Below are 18,494 nucleotides of genomic sequence, written 5' to 3'. Positions count from 1 at the left end.
AATGGTTTGTGAAAATATCATATTCTTTTATGTAAAGATTATGAAAGAATTAGTTAAATGCTTAATTTACAATAATTAAATAGTTGAGAATCTGATGGATAAATTGCTAAATAAAGATGATGTAAAATCATTGCCATTTTTTTTTATAATTGGCCGTCCCAGGTCAGGAACTACTCTTATTAGAACTTTATTAGATGCTCACCCGAATGTTTCGATTCCTATCGAATCTCCTGTGATAATGTATAATAGTTTGAAGTACAACAATATCACAAATTGGTCTAAAGAAGACATCTTGAATTTTTACAATGATGTATTAGCTACCCGAAGATTTCATAAATGGACTGTTGATCGTGAAAAATTGAAGAAAGACTTACTGGCTTGCGAGGGAGAGGTTACATATTTTACTTTGTGCAAAATTGTTTATTTAAATTATATTTCGTTTTATGAAAAAGGAGAAATTACACTTGTTGGAGACAAAAACCCTTTATATTCAATAAATGTCCCCAGATTAATCAGGCTTTTTCCCAATGCAAAATATATACATATTACCCGCGACTATCGAGATCATATCTTGTCGATGAAACGAACTCAACTATATAATTCCTCTACTACTGTTTTGGCTTATAGATGGAAATTTTCGGCAAAGCTGATTAATGAATTGAAAAAGAAATATCCAAATCATTTTTTCTCCTTTCGATACGAAGACCTTGTTGAAAATACGGTTGATAAATTAAAAGAAGTTTGCAAGTTTCTAAATATAGAATATGAAGCTTCGGTTTTAGATTTCTATAAAATTAAAGATGAAGTAATGAGGGTTTATGGTAACGACGAAGAAATGATGAGATTCAATAGCAATGTTTACGAACCAATAGACCCAAAACGACTTTATTTATGGAAAGACAAAATGCAGGATAATGATATTAAAACTGCCGAATTAGTTATTGGTAAATATGCACAAATGATGGGCTATGATCCTAAATTCAAGAATTTCAATATTTTACTTTACATAAAGCTACTTCCTAATATTTTGTTTCTGAAAATAGTTTACTTTCTAACATATTTGAAAAAAAGATTACCTTTATTCATTAGAAAAAGATTAAAGAAATAATACTGAATTCATTTTTAAACAGGCTTAATATAAATTTCTTTTTTTTTAATTCTGAAAATCAGAACGAATGAACAATTTCGATATAGATAAAATTAAAAAAATACCACTTTTTTTCATTATAGGACGTGCCAGATCCGGTACTACTCTATTGCGAACAATGTTCGATGCTCACCCAAATGTTTCAATTCCAATAGAATCGCCTCTAATTATTCATATGCTTGACAAATATGGAGATATTGGATATTGGACAAAAGGAAGGCTTTTAGAATTTTATGATGACTTACTTGTAGTTAAAGATTTTCAGAAGTGGACAATCGACAGAGAAAAACTTAAAACAGCAATTCTTGCATGCGAAGGGCAAAATTCATATCAAACCATAATAAAAGTAATTTATTGGAATTTTTCATCCATTTTTAAGAAAGAAGAAATTAAACTTCTTGGAGACAAAAATCCTGTTTATTCAGTAAGTATTAAAAAGGTTTTCCGTTTGTTTCCGGAAGCAAAATATATTCATCTCACAAGAGACTATCGCGACCATATCTTGTCGATGGTGCGTACAAAAGTATATACTTCAAATGTTCTGTTTCTAGCATTTAGATGGAAATTTTCTGCAAAGCTTTTAAAAGAGTTGAAAAAGCAAAGGCAGAAATCTTTTTATACAATAAAATATGAAGATTTGGTGAAGGATACAAAATTTCATTTGCAAAAAATTTGTGATTTCCTTGGCATTGAATTCATTCCGCAAGTAATAAACTATCATAAAGAAACGGAGCAATATTTTGAAAACGAACTAAAACATACTCTTGAAGATCATCATAAAAAGGTATTCAAACCAATTGATGCAAGTAGAATTGACATTTGGAAAACAGAGATGAAGGACAAGGACATTAGAATTGCCGATTTGATTGTTGGTAAATATGCTGAAGAAGCCGGATATCAGCGGAAATATAAAGACAAAAATGTTCCGCTATATTTGAAGTTATTGCCCGGAATAATCTACGAAAAGGCAGTCTATTCGTTTAAAAGAACGATTGATAGATTTCCTTATAAAATGAAAACATATATAAAAAATAACTCTCCGAAAGTTTCTGAAATAATAACAAATATTGGAAAATGATTGATTAATTTCGGTTTTTAAATTTCAATTATTAGCTTCAAAGCAATAAATTTTAAAACTCTATTGATAAAATGCAAACTGATGAGTCTATAAAAAAAATTGAATCACCTCCATTGTTTTTCATCCTTGGAAGACCACGGTCTGGAACCACATTGTTAGCTTCGCTTTTCGATGCTCATCCGAATGTCGTACTCCCGTTTGAATGTCCGTTGATTATCAATATTTATACAAAATACGCCAAAATTAAAAATTGGAATAAGAAAATATTGCTGAATTTTTACTACGATATTGTAAATCAACGAAAGTTCGACACATGGATGATAGACCTCGAAAAGTTGAAAAATGATATTTTAATGTGCGAAGGCGAAAATTCTTTCGAAACATTAATTAAAGTTGTTTATTCAAATTTCAATTCTTTTTTCGACAAGAAAGAAATAAAACTTATTGGTGATAAGAATCCTGTTTACTCAATTTATCCGGAGCAATTAGTTAAGCTTTTTCCAAATGCAAAATTTATTCATCTAACCAGAGATTACCGCGACAATATTTTGTCAATAAAAAAAGTAGATTTTGAAGCTCCCATTACTTCACTTTTAGCTTATAGATGGAAATTTGCAACAAAAAGAATATTAAAGGTGATAAAAAAGAATCCCAATTCTTTTCATACAGTAAAATATGAAGATTTGGTTGTTGATCCACCAAAAGTTTTGACTGAAATGTGCAAATTTCTTGGAGTTGAGTTTGAAGAATCAGTTTTAAACTTTCATAAGAAGAAGGAGGAACTTTTTAAATTGTATGACAGAACACACATAGAGAAATATCACAGCAGTTTGCTGAGGCCAATAAGTTCGGATAAAATATATGGCTGGAAAAAAAGCATTTCTGACAAAGAATTAAAAATTGCAGATTCGGTAGTAGGAAAATATGCTGAGCTTTCCGGATATTCACGTAAATATAAAAAAGTAAATCTCGTCGTAAAACTTCGAAGTTTTGTTTGGATTACTTACGGGAAATTTGCATACTGGCAGAGGTTTATGGTTGATGCTCTGCCTTTTAAAATGAAAATGTGGTCGAGAAATAAGGGTCCATTATTGGCAGTGATTTATAACAAATTGTTAGGTTGATTTTGAAACCCTAAGACCTATAAATACGCATTTATTAAATCTATGCTTAAACAAACAAAAAACTGAAATGTCGAAAAGAGGATTTTTTGTAGATATTTTGAGTGTAGCCGGAACCAAGTCGTTTAATTCTGTGCTAAAATTTGCTCTGGGGGTAATTATTGCACGTGCTCTTGGTCCTGAAGGAAAAGGCATGTACGCCTTCCTTTTGACCGTTCCGGTAATGATAATTTCGATAGCAGAATTGGGTATTAGAAGAGCAACAATCTATCATATTGGAAAAAAAATACATTCGGCTGAAAAGATAATTTCAGTACTTTCTTTCTTTCTGATTTTTACAAGTTTTGTTGGTATCATAATTACATATTTAGTTTTTCAATACGAAAAAACTGAAATTCCGCTATCACTGATGGTTGTTACGCTTTCAACAATTCCGGTGCGCTTAGTTAACAAATATACTCGTGGAATATTAATTGGAAGTGAGCAATTTAAACGCTCTAATAAAATTTCGTGGATACCAAATTTTCTCAATCTCTTTTCAGTAATTCTTTTTGTTGTAATTTTCAAATGGTCTGTTCTTGGAGCAATTCTTTCATTGCTTATATCAAATATTTTTGTTGGAGTTTTTGCAGTTTGGCTAATAGCAAAAGATAATAAAATTACTATTGGATTTGATTTTAAAATTATAAAAAGCCTTCTACAACTTGGACTTGTTTATGCAATAGCAATTTTTCTGGTGAAGCTGAACTTCAGAATTGATATTCTTCTATTAAAATACTTATCCACTACTGCAGAAGTTGGATTTTACAATCAAGGAGTTTCGGTTGCCGAGCGATGGCAGGCTCCTTTTGCACTCGGAGCGGTCATTCTCAGCAGAAGTGCTAATACAGAAAACCAAGAGGCAGTTCATAATCAGATTGCAAGACTTTTTAGAATGACAATAATTATTGGGATTTTGGCAGCAAGTGTTGTTTATATTATAGCACCTGTTTTTGTTCCTTTTGTTTATGGAAAAGCTTTTACGCCAAGTGTTCAGATAGTTCAGTTTATTTTACCGGCAGTGGTTTTGGTAATTATGGCTAAAATTCTTGCCAGTCGTCTTGCTGGTTTACAAAAAACCTATCTGGTAATTTTATTGTACCTTCCTGCTTTGATTATCAATATTGTTTTGAATTTAATTTTAATTCCGAAATATCAAGCTATGGGTGCGGTAATTTCAACAAATGTTAGTTATTCTATTAGTTTTCTTGGAATTGTAATTATTTATTCAAAAATTATTAATCGTTCTGTATTTAATCTTTTCATCTTTAGAAAAAGCGATTTTGATTTTGTGCCAGCCCTGAAAAAAATGCTTATCAATAAATTGACCGGCAAAAAACCGAAAAGAAAAAAAATCAAACAGAAACGAGAATTAGACGATTTTTCTTTTGATGATTCTGATTTTTAGGTATATATTAAGCAATTTTGCTTTATTAATAAAAAATTAGAGTGAACTATAGCAATTTATAAAATGAAAGCTATAAAATATACTACAATAACATTTTTTTTATTTGTCCTGATAATTGGAGCTACATCATGCAAAAATCAGACAAGCAATAATAAATCATATGTTGTAATGCTCTCTGTAGATGGTTTTAGGTGGGATTATACTGAAAAAGTTCATACACCAAATTTCGATTTCATAAAAAAAAATGGAGTTAAAGCAAAATCTCTAAAACCATGTTTCCCAACAAAAACATTCCCAAATCATTATTCAATAGCAACCGGATTATATCCTGACAATCATGGAATTGTAAATAATAATTTCTATGATGAGAAAATGGATTTATTTTATCGAATAGGAGATAGGGATGCAATAGAAAACCCTGAATTCTATGGTGGAGAACCAATTTGGGTAACTGCTGAAAAACAAGGAATAATTAGTGCTTCCTATTTTTGGGTTGGTTCAGAAGCGGCAGTTTGTGGAACTTACCCTAGCTATTGGAAAAAATATGACCATAGTTTTGCTTTCGAGCAGAGAATTGATTCTGTGATTGCATGGCTTGAGCTGCCCAAAAACAAAAGACCCCAACTGATAACTTGGTACATGCACGAACCTGATTCTGAAGGTCATATGTCTGGAACAAATAGCCGAGATACAAAACAAACAATAATTTATCTGGATAGCCTTGTTGGAGTTTTTCTTAATAAAATCAATAATTTACCACATAAGGATCAAATCAATTTGATTTTTACTTCCGACCATGGAATGCAGGATATTTCTAATGATAAAATAGTGAATATCAGTAATTTTGCTGACACTTCCCTTATTGAAATTTTTACTGGTGGAAGTCCGGTTTTTAATCTAAAAATTAAGCCAGGTTTTATTGATACATTTTTATCCCAGATTTCTGATGTTGAGCATATTTTTGCATGTAAATCCGAAGATTTTCCCAATAGATTTCATTATGGAAAAAACTCCAGAACTCTTGATGTAACTATTGTTGCAGATAGTGCCTACACTATTGTTTTTAATGATGGAGAATTATCATATTTGAAAGGAAATCATGGATACGACAATGAAAACTTGAATATGCATGCAATTTTTTATGCTATCGGTCCCAATTTTAAATCCAATTATTCACACCCAACTTTCGATAATATTGATATTTATCCGCTAATTGCCGAAATTTTGCAAATTGATCCAGCAAAAGTGGATGGGAAACTTGAAGATGTTATCGAAATGTTAGAAAAATATTAGTATTTTGCAATCCCTTATAAAAACATAATGCTTAGCAACTTTTTTCATAATTATTCTTTAAAAAAACACAATACTTTTAATATTGATGAATCTGCTGAATTCTTTTTTGAATTTTATGATACAGATGAATTTGTAAAGTTTGCTATAAAAAATGAAATTAAATCACAGTTTAACAAGGTATTGACTCTTGGATGTGGTAGCAACATTCTTTTTACTAAAAAATTTGAGGGCATAATTATTCATCCTAAAAACATTGGAATTGAAATTCTGGAAAATGAAAATGAACAAGTTCTAGTAAAAGTACAAGCTGGAACTGTTTGGGACGATTTTGTGGAGTGGGCAGTCGAAAATAATTTATCTGGATTAGAAAATCTTTCATTGATTCCAGGAACAGTTGGTGCATCGCCGGTGCAAAATATTGGTGCTTACGGTGTTGAAGCCAAAGATAGAATTATGTATATAGAAGGTTTTTTGTTCGAGAATAATAAAAAAATGGTTTTGTTGAACAGCGAGTGTGAATTTGCCTACCGACAAAGTATTTTTAAAAACAGCCTGAAAAATAAATTCTTAATTACTTCTGTCATTTTTCGTCTGTCGAAATCACAGAATTATAGTTTAGATTATGGAGATATAAAAAACGAATTGAAAAATTTTAAAGGTATAAATTTATCGAATATTCGTCAATCAATAATTAATATTAGAGAAAGAAAATTGCCTGATACTACTGAATTTCCTAATGCAGGAAGTTTTTTTAAAAATCCTATTGCTTCGCTGAAAAAAATAAATGAAATAAAAACTACTTTTTCAAATATTCCCATTTACCCTTTTTCAGAAAATGATAGAAAATTGTCTGCCGGATGGCTAATTGAAAAATGTGGTTGGAAAGGCAAACAAATTGAAAATGTAGGTGTGCATAAAAATCAAGCTCTGGTGATTGTAAATCATGGGAATGCCACTGGAAATGAGATTTTGAATTTTTCTGAACAGATAAAAAAATCGGTTTTAGACAAATTTGGAATAAATATAGAAACGGAAGTAAATATTCATTAATTTTATCACAAATTATTGAATGATGAAAAAGGAAAATAAGGAAAAGAAGTTCATAAAAATACCAACATACCCGGGTGGGAGCGAGGCGCTAAATAATTTTATTAACAGGAATATAAAATATCCTGAAAGTGCAGCTCGAAAAAATATTGAAGGAAGCGTTCATTTAAGCTTTATTGTTGACCACAACGGAATTGTTTCTTCACCGAAAATATTGAAAAGTCTCGATATTGATTGCGATGCGGAAGCTATTCGTATAGTGAAACTTTTGAAATATAATAAAACCTTCAACAAAGGATTGAAAGTTAGAAAAACAATGAAGCTGCGAATAAATTTTGGAAGGAAAAATCTTGGAATGCAGATAAACTACGAGTATAAAATTACAACAAAAGAAGAAAAACCTAAAGATTCAAATAATGATAAAAAAGAAGTTTATGGATATACGATAAACTTTTAAACCAAAGCAAAATCCCTCGATTTTTCCGACCATTCTGATGAGTTATTTATTGCATCCAATAATTCTTCCGGTTTTTCAATTATTGTCCACATTTTGCGATGTATTTCGTTGAGAAACTTTCCTTCTATGCAATTTTCAAGCATCTGAATCAGAGGCGAATAGTAATTGTTTGAATTCAGAATTATTATTGGTTTTGTAAAAATCCCAAGCCTTTTCAATGTAATTACTTCAAACAGTTCTTCAATGGTTCCGGTGCCACCGGCAAGTGCAAGCACGGCATCTGTATTTTCTATCAATACTTTTTTTCGCTCGTGCATATCCTCAACAGTAATCATGTTTTTTACAGATTTGTGATCCCATTCTACTTTTTTCATAAATTCCGGAATCACACCAATAATTTCTCCTCCTTCAGAGATTATTGTGTCAGCAAGCTTTCCCATTAAGCCAACAGCTCCTCCGCCATAAATACTTGTAATTTTATGTTTCACTAAAATTTTCGCAATTTTTTCGGTTTCCGAAAAAAAACTATCTGCTGCTTTTCGGCTCGAAGCACAAAAAACTGTTACTTTTTTAATCATTCTTATGCTTAAAATATTGATTTAATAATGCGTTTGCTGCTGAAAATGAGCTCATTTTATTCTGAATTATATCTTGTTCCAATGTTCTCAATTTTTCAGAAATTCCTTCTCTTTTATAAAAGTTATTTTTTAGAGATTCGTTGATTGTTTCATACATCCAAAATTTAGATTGTTCGTTTCTTTTACGACTAAAATATTCATTTTGCGTAGTAAACTGTTGATATTCAGTAATTGAATTCCATACAGCTTCAATTCCTGATTGTTCTAAAGACGAAATTGTAAAAACTTTTGGCACCCATTTCGATTGGCGCAGGGGGAATAAATGTAGTGCATTCATAAGTTCCGATTTCGTAATTTTAGCTCTTTCAATATTATTACCATCGGCTTTCGTAATTGCAATTAAGTCAGCCATTTCCATAATTCCACGCTTTATTCCCTGAAGCTCGTCTCCGGCTCCAGTAATCATTAGAAGTAGAAAAAAATCGACCATAGAATTAACCGCAGTTTCAGATTGCCCAACTCCGACAGTTTCCACAAAAATTGTATCGAAACCTGCAGCTTCGCAAAGAATTATAGTTTCCCGGGTTTTTCGGGCAACTCCACCAAGAGTTCCGGCCGATGGCGAGGGTCTGATATATGCTTTTGGATTTGTCGAAAGAGTTTCCATTCTTGTTTTATCGCCGAGAATGCTGCCTTTTGAAATATCGCTACTTGGATCGATTGCAAGTACAGCAAGTCGATTTCCATTTACAGTGATACTATTTCCTAATGCTTCAATAAATGTACTTTTCCCAACTCCCGGAACACCGGTTATTCCAATACGCATTGATTTTCCTGAAAAAGGAAGACATTTTTCAATTATTTGACCTGCAATTTCCTGATGCTGAATTAATGAACTTTCTATTAGGGTGATAGCCTTGCTTAGAACAGTAATATTTGAGTTCAAAATTCCTTGAACATATTCATCATGAGAGAGCAATTTTTTTTGCTTTTTCTTAAATCTACTTTTCGAAGATTCGTTTATAGATGGTGGAGGAGGAATTCCTTTATTTACTTTTAGTGTGCTATCATTTTCTAACATCTGATATTTAAGCTTAAATAAAAATTAGTGCAAAGATATAATTGAACTTGAAAACTCATTTGTGTTTAAAAAAAAATAGCCCTTAAAAGGGCTATTTCATATATTGAACAAGTTTCTAATTCTTTATTATTTCTGAGGAATGTTTACAGTCCCAACAACTTTAAGTGTAACTGCTGAATTTTCAGGGTCATTTGTAATTACAGTTATAACTTTATTTTGTTTTCCTTTTTTACCTCTTGAGTTAAAGGTGGCTTTAAAAGTACTTGATTCGCCCGGAGCAATTATTTTGTCTTTTACATTCACTACAGTGCAACCACAACTTGCTTTCGTTTTTCTTATGATTAAGGCTGATTTTCCAACATTTTTAAAGCTGAACACATGATGAACAGATTCTCCTTGTTCAATAGTTCCGAAATTGAATGTTTTTTTATCAAATTCGATTTTTGGAGCATCAACTTTTTGTTCTTCAGAAAGTTTAGAAAAATCTTCTCTAATGTCTGCACTAACAGAAATCATATTTTTTCGATTTTTTGGATCGTATTTATCGTTTATCACAACAAATGGTCTATCTGAAAGAAATCCCCAATCGTTCTTTTTAGTGGCATCGTAAGTAACAACGATTTTGCCCTCTTCTTCTGGTTTTAGAGTTTCGGGTACAACTTGATATTTTAAGTGTCCGGGTGCTCTCATTAAAGTAACTTTAATTGGTTCTGTTCCGGTATTTACAATTTCGATATCTTTAGTCAATACATCTTTATTGGTAATTTTTCCGAAAGATAAATGATTAGTTTTCAGGCGTAAAATACCCATCTCTATTGGGAAAATATCTTTTCTGGTTTTTGGTCTGGCAATAACATTTCCCGAAATTCTTAATACAGTTGTTGGATTGTCGGAGTTGGTAGTTACGGTTATTGTTTTATGAAATTTGCCTGGTCTGTTTTTTGGATCGAATGCAACTCCTACAAACCCTTTAGATCCGGGAGCAATAGGTTGTTTTGTCCAAGTTGGTGAAGTACAACCACACGAAGCTTTCACATTTGTTAAAACCAATGGCTCACCACCAGTATTTGTGAAGGTATATTTATAGTTAGCCTTTCCGTCCGCTTCTTGTATGGTTCCATAGTCGTGGCTGGTTTTATTAAATGAAATATGTGATTTTTTTTGCTGAGCAGCTAAAATAGTAGTTCCTGCGACAAATAAAACTAAAAGTGAAAAAAGTGCTTTTCTCATAACAATAACATTTTTTAATTAATTATTTTAAAAATATAATACTTGGCAAATGTATAAAATATTACTTTCCAATATTTGATTTAACATTTTTTAACTCGAATTAATTGAAGGATTTTTTTGATTTTAAAATACAATAGAATTATTTGATTTTAAGCAATATAAATATCAAAACTCTATATAATCATGATCGATTTTTATTTTCCAAAAGCATAATATGCTGCCATTCCATTCGGATATATTCCTTCAATAAATATTCCTCCATTCTCATTATTGAAAATGCTAACTATGTCGTCAATATTTTCGATTTCGTATTTATTGATACTTGTGATGATAAATCCTTCTTTTATTCCAGCTTCCTGGAGTTTTCCTGAACTGAGTTCTGTGATTTTTACTCCACTATTTATTCTATACTTTCTTTTGTCTGTTTGAGAAATTTTCTTGAATTTTGCTCCGTAAATTTCAACATTTTCTGTTTTCACAATTTTAGTGTTCCCATGTTTGTTTCTTAGAACAACATTAAGATTTTTCTTTTTCCCATCTCTATTTACTGTAATTGAAATATGATCTCCTGGTCGAAATTTACTGACTTGTTCCTGAAGTTCAGCCATATAATTGACTTCAACATCATTGATTTGAGTAATTACATCTCCTTTTTCTATACCGGCTTCTGCAGCAGCTCCACCATTAGTAAGGCCTGTTACATATACACCTTTTATATTGTCGATGCCTATTTCTTCGGCCAAAACTGCGTCAAGATCTCTAATTGATATTCCTATATATGCCCTTTGAACCTCTCCAAATTCGATAATATCGGCAACAACTTTCTTAACAATGTTTACAGGAATTGCGAACGAATACCCTATGTATGAACCTGTTCGTGAGGCAATCGCAGTGTTTATACCAATTAAATCGCCCGAATTGCTAACTAATGCACCACCACTATTTCCTGGATTTACTGCTGCATCGGTCTGAATAAATGATTCTATTGCAAAATTTCGGGAAAGTATATTAATGTTTCTTGCTTTTGCACTAACTATTCCGGCTGTAACAGTGGAAGTTAAGTTGAATGGATTACCAACTGCAAGTACCCATTCTCCAATTCTCAATTCATCGGAGTTTCCATAACTTACATATGAAAGTTCGTTTTCATCAATTTTTAGAAGTGCGATATCAGTTGTTGGATCGGTGCCCACCAATTTAGCAGAATATGACCTTTTGTCATTTAATATAACTTCAATTTCATCGGAATTTTCTATCACATGATTGTTAGTAACTATATATCCATCATTTGAAATAATCACACCTGAGCCCGAACCTATTTGAGGTTGGGGTGAGTGATTATAGTTCCCATCGTCAAAGAAAAAATCGAACAGTGAATTTCCAGAATAATATTTGTCTTGAACACTTTTAGTTTTTACATGAACTACTGCATGTATAGTTTTTTCAGCAGCATTTGTAAAATCAATGTTTGATGTTGGTTGGGAGGGTGAAAATTTAGTATAATTAATAGGTGTTTCTTGATTTACTGTACTTGCATTTTCATTATTGCTGGTAGTTTGTTGTGTTTCTGAAAAGATATAAACAGAAATTAAACTGCTCAAAATCGATGCTATCAAAATAAAAATTACTTGTTTAGTCTTCATAATTACAAAATTTATATTGAACATAAAATTAATAAAATCTATTACGAAACGACAAATTTTTTATCACTATTTTATCCATTTCAATAATTTAACATATCTTAACTAAATGAAAAATGGTCAATGAAAAAGTATTAAAATAATGGATGATAATTTTTTATGGAACAAACGAGCGCAAATATGTTATTTTCAATGATTTAAATTCTCCGGATTGTGTAAGTTTTTTAGAATCACATTTGTTGTTACATGTAAAATGTAACTCAAAATTCACATTTAATAGCACAAAATTCACAATTTATCCTTACATTTGTCTAAATATTATTGAAAGTGTAATCATTTAAAAATTAATTTATTATGAATTTTTTTAAGCAAAAAAGACTATTAAGCTTGATATTTTCTGTACTCTTTATAAATTTAACATTTTCGCAATCAGCGGATTTGTTTTTTTCAGAATATATAGAAGGTAGCAGCTACAATAAGGCTATTGAAATATATAATGGAAATAGTACTACAGTCAGTCTAAACAATTATAGGATAGCAAAAACCTCTAATGGAAGCGATTGGAATTCCTTTCATCAATTTCCGGGTGGAGCAACTATGGCAAGTGGCGATGTTTGGATAATAATTGCCGACCAGTTGGACACAGCATTTTTTGACCATGCAAATGCTGATGAAATATTGTCTTACCCTAGTCCTGTTCATTATAATGGCGATGATGCAATCGCTATTTTAAAGATTTCTGGAACCGACACAATTTTCATAGATGTAATAGGAGTTCCTGCGGTAACTATTTCGGGCGATGGCTGGGATGTTGCAGGTGTTTCAGAAGCTACGAAAGATCATACTTTAATCAGAAAATCTAACATTTTGATGGGAAATATCGATTGGAATTTGTCGGCAGGTACTGATGCCAGCAATTCGGAATGGATAGTTGAAAGTGAAAACTATTTTGGTAATTTAGGTTCTCATAATGTTGGTGGAAATATGGCACCTGTTGTGAGCGATGTTTTGTCTATCTCAGAAACATTTGTGATTGAAGCTCCTTTAGAAAATGTTGCATTTTATCTTGGAGCATCTATTAGCGATTTTGATGGAAGTATTGCTTCTGCACAATTATCATGGGGTACTGACGGAATTATTTATCCTAACCAGATTGTCATGGATACATTTTCGCTAGCGTCAGGGCTTCCTTCAGATTTTTACTGTACATATACAACTTTAATTCCTGGGCAATTGGCAGGTACAATTATATATTATCAAATTGTTGCGATAGACGACGAGCCTGACACAACAATTGTTTCAGGTAGTGTTACTGTTATGAATGCTAGCGGCACAACTTCGATTTATGATATTCAATTTACAACTGATCCTTCTGGAGATTCTCCTTTGCTTGGCTCAATTGTAACTACATCGGGAATTGTAACAGCAGCAGGAACAGGCAATTATTTCTTGCAAGATGGAGCAGGTGCATGGAATGGAGTTTTTGTATATGACTCAAGCTATCCGGTTTCTATTGGAGATAGCATTACAATAACATGCGAAGTTGCTGAATATTATGACATTACTGAATTGAAAAATCTCACAGATTTTACACTACATTCTCAAAACAATACATTGCCGGCAGCATCGCTCGTTTCGCTCAGCGATTTTGTTGAAGATTATGAAAGTGTGCTGATAAGAGTTGAAAATGTAACTTGCACAAACGATAATCTTGGATATGGCGAATGGGAAATTTCAGATGGAGCAAATACAGGAGTTGTAAACGATTTGTTTTATATTTTTACTCCAAATATTGGAACAGCATATAATGTTACCGGACCATTAAATTATAACTTTTCTGTTTTTAAAATTGAACCTCGTGATGCTAATGACATTGAAATGGGAGTTCTTAGCTCAGCCAGCGATATTTTAAGTTTTGATATAACTGAACAAATTGCTCCTGCAACTATCGATACTGCAAATCATACAGTTTCGCTCGAAGTTTTAAATGGAACCTCATTAACTTCATTAAGTCCAATAATTTCAGTTTCTCCGGGAGCAAGTATTAATCCAAGCTCTGGAGTTGCACAGGATTTTTCAAACGTAGTTGTTTATACTGTAACTGCTCAGGATGCCTCAACTCAGGATTGGAATGTAACAGTTACAGAAGCTGCTTTAAGTACAGAAACTGATATTCTTAGTTTTGAAATGAACGAACAGGCCGGTGCTGCTACCATTGATATGCAAAATCATACTGTTGAAATTGAAGTAGTTTTTGGTACAGCCTTAATTTCTCTTTCACCAACAATAGCAGTTTCTGCAGGAGCAACAATTAGTCCGATTTCTGGAGTAGCTCAAGATTTTAGCTCTATAGTAGTTTATACAGTAACAGCACAAGATGGAACTACCTTGCAAGACTGGAATGTAAATGTTACCGTAGCACCTCAAATGATGGGCGACCTTTTCTTTTCAGAATATATTGAAGGAAGTAGCAATAACAAAGCAATGGAGATTTTTAATGGAACGGGGACAACTGTAGCCCTTGACAATTATCAAATTGCTCAAACTTCAAATGGAAGTGATTGGACATATTTTCACACTTTTCCTGCAGGTGCATCAATTGCAAATGGCGATGTTTGGGTTATTATGACCGACGAAGTTGATATCGCATATTTCAGTCCGGCTGATGCCGACGAGGTTTTATCGTTTCCAAGTGTAGTTCATTTTAATGGAAACGATGCACGAGCTTTATTCAAAATTAATGGCTCTGATTCCATATTCTTAGATTATATAGGTGTTCCAAATCTTGACCCTGGCAATGCTTGGGATGTTGCCGGTGTTACAGAAGCAACAAAAGACCATACAATTATTAGAAAACCTTATGTTCTTCAAGGTAACTTAGATTGGGCTCTTTCTGCCGGAACAGATGTGAACAATTCTGAATGGATAGTAGCCGATCAAAACACTTTTACATATCTTGGATGGCACAACTTTGGAGGAAATATGCCTCCAATTATTAGCGATATTATGACTATTACAGAGACATTTAGTTTTGATCCTCCTCAAGAAAATGATGCAGTTTATATAGGTGCAGTTATTGGTGACATTGATGGAATGGTTGATACAGCATATTTATATTGGGGAACCGATGGTGTGAATTATCCAAATTTGATTGAAATGAGCCTTTTTACTCTCGTACCAACTTTGCCTCCGGGAACTTATTCAACTTATCCTAATCTAATTCCAGGGCAATCAGTAGGAACAACCGTTTATTTTCAAATTGTTGCAATAGACAATGAGCCGGACACAACAATCGCATATGGTAGCTATACAATTCCAAACAATCCTGTTTTTACTACAATTTATGATATTCAATATACTACCGACCCAAGTGGAATATCTCCATATGTAGATTCGATAGTAACCGTAAACGGAATTGTAACTGCATACGATTCAAATCTCGACGGTTTCTTTTTGCAAGACGGAACCGGTGCATGGAATGGAGTTTATGTTTATAATCCATCGAACCTGCCAACTACAATTGGCGATGAAATATCTCTAACAGGCTTAGTTACTGAATATTATGCTTTGACTGAAATTAAAGAAATTAGCAATCTTACAGTGAATTCTTCTAATAATACAATGCCGGCTGCAACTGTAGTAACCACCAGCGAAATGAGCTCGGAAGAATATGAAGGTGTTTTAGTAAAATTGGAAAATGTAATTTGTAGTAATTTAGATTTAGGCTATGGTGAATGGGAAGTTACCGACAATTCAGGGATAGCAGTTGTCGATGATTATTTCTTCTTATATGCACCAACACTAAATTTCGAATATCATGTTACAGGGCCGGTTTATTACAATTTTGAAGTGTTCAAAATCGAACCACGAGATGTAAACGATATTGAGTTAGTAAACCAGAAAATTGAGATTGAAAATAATGAAATAAGCATTTTCCCAAATCCTGTAAATTCGAAACTATCGATAAACAATATCGAAAATATTGAAAATTTGATAATTACAAATTCTATAGGACAGCAAGTTGTTGAGCTCAGTAACTTGAATTCAAATCAGATTGACTTATCTATTCTTCCTTCAGGAATATATATTATTCAGCTTTTTAACAAAGATAATCTGATTTTTGCTCAAAAGTTTGTTAAAGAATAATTCTTGATATGTTAATGCCCGGAAGAAGTATGGCTTCGTATGGGTATCGTTTTGGATTTAACGGGAAAGAGAAAGACGATGAGATAGATGGTGTAACTGGCAGCAAGTTAGACTTTGGAGCTAGGATATATGATAGTCGATTAGGGCGTTGGTTAGCACTTGATCCATTGGCTGCTAAATATCCATTTGCAAGCCCATATAATTTTGCTCTAAATACTCCAATTCAAGCAAAAGATCCAGATGGCAGGTTAGTAATATTCGTAAATGGATATCACCGTAATCCTTTGCTAGATTTATTTGGACTTAATAATAAAAGTTTAACTGGAGAAGGGAAAAAGAAATATTGGTCTAATAAACTAGATGAGAAATTTATGGATAAGATTGGAGATCATCATTCAATGTATGTTGATGGAGGAAGAGCTTATAATTCTAGAGCATATGAAAGGTATAGTGAAGGATATCAAACTGGTAAAGCATTAATTAAAAAAATCGAAAGTGGAGAGATTGAATTAGAAAAAGATGAAAATGGAAAAATCATTGAATCTATAAAACTGGTATCACATAGTCAAGGAAGTGCAAATGCTGCTGGAATTGAAAAGGCATTGACTGAGAAAGGTTACAAAGTTGAGGTGAGTTATAATATCGCACCTAAACAACCAGGGCAAATTTCTGAGTCAGGAGCTGATAGGGTTGTCCAATATTCAAGTGGGATGGATATGGTTGCTCCTCAATCGAAAATGGAAGCTGCTGATGAGGTTAAAGCTTTCCCTGATGAGGGTAATAACGGACCTATTGACGGGCATTTGACAAAAAACCAAAGTTGGATAACTAAAATAGCACAAGGTAAATATGGTGGAGTTGCCAAACGAAAGGATAAAGCAAAGGATGTTGTTAAACAAGAAAGGTCACCTTAAAAATATTAAAATCATGAATCGTAAGTTAGTTATATTCTTTATAGGAATTCTATTAATTAGTGTTTTGTCTTGCAAGACATATAAACAAAAATATAAATGTTATAATGAAAACAAATATATAACAGACAAAGACCCTCTTCATAAAGAAGTAAAAAAAGCTTTAAATGATTCTTTGATTCAATGGGCTAGCAGAAATATTAAATATGCAGTTTGTTATGCAAACCAAAAGAAAAATTATTGGGAAATAGGGGATGTTTTGTTTAATAAAAAAATGGACAAGTGTTTTACATGGACAATGATAATTGAGAATGATACATTATCATTTATGGATGAAATAAAGTTTTTTGGTGGTGAACTTGCAGGAGATAAGTGGCATTTTTATCATAATGGTTTTCCATCCATTTCAGTTCCTAGACAAGATCCTAGTGTTGCATTTTCTATTAATGAACTTAGAGATTTAGCAATTAGAAATGTTATTCAAGGCGGCTTTATTAAAGATGATTGCAAAGTAAATTATGGATATATCAACGATTGGTTTAATCCCAATTTCTCTCTAAAGGAGAAACATATAAAATTTATAAATGATGTATTACCCCACTGAGCACTGCACATTCTTAGACAATTCCATAAAAACCATTTCGAAAACCAGCTAGCACGGATTTGCAATCCGTGCGTCTTTGAACAAGCACTGCACATTCTTAAACAATTCTATAATAACCATTTCGGAAATCCGAAATAAGCTTAATATTAGCAAGTTGTCAATAGATAGTTGTATTGTAAATTTACGGTTCTAAATCAGGGTAAATTTTTGAAATTCTATTTGATTTTAGGATAATGTTTTTGAGATTTTTTGTTTTTACAAAAGTTCTTATATAGTGGCTTCTGAAAAAAAAGCAGCTATATTATTAAGTAAATTATTGTTTTTATTTATAAGCCTGTTTAGTTTTAAAATCCCTCAGAGCCATATCAAGCATATTAAGTACAAATTTTTTATTTTCATCAGAGGCCTGCTTCAAGCGAATAGAAAAGCAATCATAAAAGCAGTATCGTTAAAATCTTGCAGAGTCGCTAATTGCCCACAATGTAAGCGTAAATAAACAATCGTGGATGCTGAGCGAAGTCGAAGTATTAATGTTGTTTATTTTGAATTGTGGGCAGTTTGGTTTGTCTGGCAGTAACTTCAATTGAAAATTTTCTGATGAAAATAAAAAAATGTACTTTTGATTTTGAATGGGATGCCTAAAATTAGACATATCGGATAATTATTTTACTATACTAGAAGTTGTACATAACTCTTTGAGTGTCAATAAAAATA

At 32.2% G+C, this 18,494-nt stretch carries 14 protein-coding genes; 10 read left to right on the top strand and 4 right to left on the bottom strand.

Annotation, left to right across the window (positions count from 1 at the left end; translation table 11 throughout):
- Positions 1–94: 94 nt before the first annotated feature.
- The 7 genes from HN894_00735 to HN894_00705 all read left to right on the top strand — a co-directional run bounded on the left by HN894_00735 (position 95) and on the right by HN894_00705 (position 7,590).
- Entirely contained in the window at positions 95–1,108 is a 1,014-nt protein-coding gene (locus tag HN894_00735) for a sulfotransferase (protein ID MBT7141831.1), read from the top strand.
- Between the two features lie 67 nt (positions 1,109–1,175).
- Positions 1,176–2,225 (top strand): sulfotransferase, encoded by a 1,050-nt coding sequence (locus HN894_00730; protein MBT7141830.1) that lies wholly within the window; start codon positions 1,176–1,178, stop codon positions 2,223–2,225.
- Positions 2,226–2,296: 71 nt separating this feature from the next.
- The gene (locus HN894_00725) at positions 2,297–3,349 is read left to right on the top strand and encodes a sulfotransferase (protein MBT7141829.1); all 1,053 of its coding nucleotides are present in this window, start codon (positions 2,297–2,299) and stop codon (positions 3,347–3,349) included.
- A 67-nt stretch (positions 3,350–3,416) separates the two neighbouring features.
- Positions 3,417–4,793 carry an oligosaccharide flippase family protein gene (locus HN894_00720; GenBank protein MBT7141828.1) on the top strand — a complete coding sequence of 459 codons (1,377 nt, stop codon included), beginning with the start codon at positions 3,417–3,419 and terminating at the stop codon, positions 4,791–4,793.
- A gap of 63 nt (positions 4,794–4,856) precedes the next feature.
- Positions 4,857–6,086, top strand: coding sequence for an alkaline phosphatase family protein (locus HN894_00715; GenBank protein ID MBT7141827.1), 1,230 nt, complete (start codon positions 4,857–4,859; stop codon positions 6,084–6,086).
- Between the two features lie 27 nt (positions 6,087–6,113).
- Positions 6,114–7,136 (top strand): UDP-N-acetylmuramate dehydrogenase, encoded by a 1,023-nt coding sequence (gene murB, locus HN894_00710; GenBank protein MBT7141826.1) that lies wholly within the window; start codon positions 6,114–6,116, stop codon positions 7,134–7,136.
- A 19-nt stretch (positions 7,137–7,155) separates the two neighbouring features.
- Positions 7,156–7,590: an energy transducer TonB gene (locus HN894_00705; GenBank protein MBT7141825.1), complete on the top strand. Its 435-nt coding sequence runs from the start codon at positions 7,156–7,158 to the stop codon at positions 7,588–7,590.
- On the opposite strand, the gene HN894_00700 is transcribed toward HN894_00705, so the two are convergent.
- From HN894_00700 to HN894_00685, 4 genes are all read right to left on the bottom strand, one after another.
- A complete protein-coding gene (locus HN894_00700; GenBank protein MBT7141824.1) occupies positions 7,587–8,168 on the bottom strand; it encodes a TIGR00730 family Rossman fold protein in 582 nt (193 codons plus the stop codon). The genes HN894_00705 and HN894_00700 overlap by 4 nt on opposite strands.
- The gene (meaB, locus tag HN894_00695) at positions 8,161–9,249 is read right to left on the bottom strand and encodes a methylmalonyl Co-A mutase-associated GTPase MeaB (GenBank protein ID MBT7141823.1); all 1,089 of its coding nucleotides are present in this window, start codon (positions 9,247–9,249) and stop codon (positions 8,161–8,163) included. Before meaB ends, HN894_00700 begins: the two co-directional genes overlap by 8 nt.
- A gap of 126 nt (positions 9,250–9,375) precedes the next feature.
- Entirely contained in the window at positions 9,376–10,479 is a 1,104-nt protein-coding gene (locus HN894_00690; protein ID MBT7141822.1) for a DUF1573 domain-containing protein, read from the bottom strand.
- A gap of 194 nt (positions 10,480–10,673) precedes the next feature.
- Positions 10,674–12,122, bottom strand: a complete 1,449-nt coding sequence (locus HN894_00685; protein ID MBT7141821.1) for a Do family serine endopeptidase — start codon at positions 12,120–12,122, stop codon at positions 10,674–10,676.
- 351 nt (positions 12,123–12,473) lie between these two features.
- Here HN894_00685 and HN894_00680 point away from each other — a divergent pair, with 351 nt between their 5' ends.
- The 3 genes from HN894_00680 to HN894_00670 are packed head-to-tail and all read left to right on the top strand — an operon-like array spanning position 12,474 to position 17,780.
- On the top strand, positions 12,474–16,265 hold the full coding sequence (locus HN894_00680; GenBank protein MBT7141820.1) for a T9SS type A sorting domain-containing protein: 3,792 nt from the start codon (positions 12,474–12,476) through the stop codon (positions 16,263–16,265).
- 29 nt (positions 16,266–16,294) lie between these two features.
- Positions 16,295–17,179, top strand: a complete 885-nt coding sequence (locus HN894_00675; GenBank protein MBT7141819.1) for a hypothetical protein — start codon at positions 16,295–16,297, stop codon at positions 17,177–17,179.
- Positions 17,180–17,192: 13 nt separating this feature from the next.
- Positions 17,193–17,780: a hypothetical protein gene (locus HN894_00670; protein ID MBT7141818.1), complete on the top strand. Its 588-nt coding sequence runs from the start codon at positions 17,193–17,195 to the stop codon at positions 17,778–17,780.
- Positions 17,781–18,494: the final 714 nt, after the last annotated feature.

The organism is Bacteroidota bacterium (assembly GCA_018692315.1).
Classification (GTDB): domain Bacteria; phylum Bacteroidota; class Bacteroidia; order Bacteroidales; family JABHKC01; genus JABHKC01.
Note: the sequence above shows the minus strand (reverse complement) of the source record. Positions and strands in the feature narration are given on the sequence as shown.